This window comes from Gluconacetobacter sp. (assembly GCF_047721585.1).
GTDB classification, from domain to species: Bacteria; Pseudomonadota; Alphaproteobacteria; order Acetobacterales; family Acetobacteraceae; genus Gluconacetobacter; species Gluconacetobacter dulcium.
This window is the reverse complement of sequence record NZ_JBDNXE010000221.1, coordinates 1-3,263: the sequence shown is the minus strand read 5'-3', so window position 1 is coordinate 3,263 and position 3,263 is coordinate 1. Positions and strand designations below refer to the sequence as shown.

Genomic DNA, 3,263 nt, shown 5'->3' with positions numbered 1-3,263 from the left:
GCGGTGCCGGGGCGCGTTTTTCCAACCCGGGGGGGGGCCGCCGGCCGGGCCAAGTGCCCCCACCCGCCCCCCGGCCACGGCACCGCCCAGCAGAAAGGCGACGGTCGCCGTGCCATGGTCGGTGCCGCCGGTGCCGTTCATGCGTACGGTCCGACCGAATTCGGTCATGGCCAGCACGACCGTCCGGCGCCATTCCGCCCCCAACGCCTCGCGCAACGCCTGCACACCGCGATCGAGCTGGCCCAGAGGCCCCTTCAGCCGCCCGAGCTGCCCGGCATGGGTATCCCACCCGCCAATCTCCAGCGCCGCGACGCGCGGCCCCTGCGGCGCGGCCAGCATCTGCCCGGCAGCCGTCGAGAGAACGGAGAACGGGTCCGGCTTGTGTCCATCCGCCGGACGCGAGGCAGCCGGCGCCCCCTCCATGAGGGAATCGGAGAAGCCGCGCGCCTTCAATCCATCACGAAAAGCCGGTCCCGTCAGCGGGTCGGCCGCATTGAGCGCCGCGATCTGCTGGTACAGCGCCGGGTCCGGATGCTGGCTGGCAGCCGGCGCATAGGTGCCGATATGCGCCGAACCCCGCAGCAGCAGCGGCACGGACAGGCCCATGGCAAGCCCATACCCGTCCGGACGACGGCCTTGCCCCGGCAGCGCGGCCACGGCGCGGTTCAGCCAGCCATTGTCCAGCCGCTGGTCCGCACCGCTTTCCAGATAATCCTGCGCCTCGAAATGCGACCGGCTGCGATAATGCCCGGCCACCGCATGGATCGGCAGCATCTGCCCCGCGCCATACAGTTCGTGCATCCCCGCCAGTGCCGGATGCAGGCCATAGAAGCCGCCCAGATCCAGCAATCCCCCCTCCTGCCCCGGCTGCGGCAGCAACAGGCCCTGCCGATGCGCCACGATGGACGGATCACCATAAGGCGTGACGGCGGCAAGCCCGTCGAGCGCGCCGCGCAGGATGATCACGACGAAACGCGGATCATCCGGCCCGCCCCCCGTCCCGGCGAGGGCCAGCGAAGACCGCCCCATTGTCCAGCTTGCGGCAAGCCCCAGCAGGGCGGAACGACGACGGATCATCATGGCCTCAACGCCTCTGGAATTCGGGTGAGGAAAACAGCAGGGCCAGCGCATCCTGGCGCGATCCCGCCTGGCGCATCGCCAGCACGGTCGGCTGCCGCAGCGCCGGGCCGAGCGCGGCATGAGCGATCTCCAGCGGGTCGCCCTCGCGGACATGCGCCGCCATCCGCCACGCCCAGTCGGTGCGCGCCAGCAGGTCGGCCGGCGCCGACCAGTCCGCCGCGCGGTCGCTCCACCCGTTGGGCAGCGGCGCCGTCCACAGCGGCTGGCCCAGCCCGGCAAAGGCCGCGAACAGGATATGCGCCGGCGAATGCGGGTCGTCCGGCTGGCTCGGTGCGCCACCCAGCGACAGCGCGCGCATGACGGCGGTGGCATAATCCATCGGCGAACGGAACTTGCCGCCGGGCCGCGCCGCATCGGGCAGATCGGCCAGCGCCAGCGCGGCCGCCCCCAGATCCCCTCCGCTGGCCTGAAGAACGGCGACGATCCGCGCGACATCGCGCGGCGCCGGCGTGTCGGAGATAAAATGGCCGACCAGTTGCGTGGCGATGTGGCGATAGGTCGCCGGGTGCGTGCCCAGGAAACGCAGCGCCTGCACACCCCCCTCCTCGCCTTCGGGAAACACCTGCCCCATCACGGTCTTCTCGCCCGGCTCATGCGCCCGTTCGCGGAAGGCGAAGCCCGGCCGGTCGGCACGCATATCGACGCCCCATCCGGTCAGGACGGCGGCAAACGCCGTCACGTCGGCCTGGCTGTACCCGGCGGCGGGCGAGACCGTATGCAGTTCCAGGCATTCGCGCGCCAGGTTCTCGTTCAGGCCCTTGTGGCTTTTCCGCCCGACGGGGCTGTCCGGCCCGATGGAGGACGCATTGTCCAGATACATCAGCATGGCCGGATGGCGCATGAAGGCCAGCAGCATATCGACGAAACGCCCCGTCACATGCGGACGGATCGCCTCGCGCATATAGGCCCCCACCACGCCGCGCGTGCCCCCCTGACGCAGGCTGACGGTGAAATGATTGAACCAGAACCACGCCAGCCGCTCGCGAAACGGCTGTTCCGTCAGCAGCAGCGTGTCCAGCTGGGTCGCGACCTCGGCCAGGAAGATCGGCTTGACCAGCGGATCACCCTGCATCTTCTCCTGCCGCTGCGTCCGCAGGGCGATCAGCCCGTCGGCGGTGTCGCCCACCCCCGTAAAGCGGGCGGCATCCGGCCCCTGCAATTGCCCGGCCAGCCAGTCGCGCGAGGCTTCCCGCGGCAGGTCCCCGCCGCGCTCCCCCCAACCGAACCGGTTGACGACACTGGAAAGCTGCATGGTCCGCTCCAGATGCAGAAAAACGACCCCAGGCCGCGTGTGCCTTGTTCAATCACCAAGCGTGGTTGCGCTTTGTGGCGACAATCTGTCCTTCAGCCACACAGGAGCCGGATTACCTGTTCTTTCATAATATCTTCATCATTTTCGCGACGACGACATTCACCGCCACCAGCAGGGCCGCCCCCACGATCGTCGAGACCAGCCGATCGACCAGGATCGCTTCGCCAATGGGCTTCCCCCCACCGACCAGCACCATGATCAGCGGCGTCGCGACCATGCTATAGAGCATGTAATTATGCTTGCGCGCCACCATGCTCGCAATGCCAAGCCCCGCCAGAAACACGATGAACGCGCCGCCCGAAGGCGCGTGAAACAGAAACAGGCACGACAGCAGCACGCCAAGCGCAGCGCCAAGCGCCCGCTGCGAAGCGCGGATCGGCACAGGCTCCAACGGCCGTCGGCACAGCAGCGCCACGGTCAACGCCGCCCAGAGGGCATGCCGCTCCGGCCAGAGCACATCCATCGCCAGGGTCAACGCCATCAGGACGGAGAGCCTGAGCGGAAACTGGCAGGCCGACAGGCTGCGGCACGACCGCCCCCACCGTCGCAGCTTCGCCCGCAGCCCGATACCGGGCAGCGGGGGCGGCAGCGGCGCAACAGGCGCCCCCGCTGGCCGAATGGAAATCAGGCACGCGGCCGCAATCCCCCCCGTCATCACCGGCACCACCAGCGCATGCGGATGATGCGCCTGCCGGGCCATTTCGGTCAGGATCACGACGAAGACGATGAACCGCCCCGTGACGATCGCCGCGATCCGGTCGAAATTCCCGATCACGGCCGCCAGCGTCGTCGCCCCCCACAGCCCCATATC

3 protein-coding genes are annotated in these 3,263 nt (G+C 69.2%); all 3 read right to left on the bottom strand.

Annotated elements, in window-relative coordinates:
* A partial coding sequence (locus ABF821_RS20430) for a DUF1501 domain-containing protein (RefSeq protein ID WP_415531404.1) occupies positions 1-1,080 on the bottom strand: 1,080 nt, incomplete at its 3' end.
* 4 nt (positions 1,081-1,084) lie between these two features.
* On the bottom strand, positions 1,085-2,392 hold the full coding sequence (locus tag ABF821_RS20425; RefSeq protein WP_415531403.1) for a DUF1800 domain-containing protein: 1,308 nt from the start codon (positions 2,390-2,392) through the stop codon (positions 1,085-1,087).
* Between the two features lie 124 nt (positions 2,393-2,516).
* A partial coding sequence (locus ABF821_RS20420; RefSeq protein WP_415531402.1) for an FUSC family protein occupies positions 2,517-3,263 on the bottom strand: 747 nt, incomplete at its 5' end.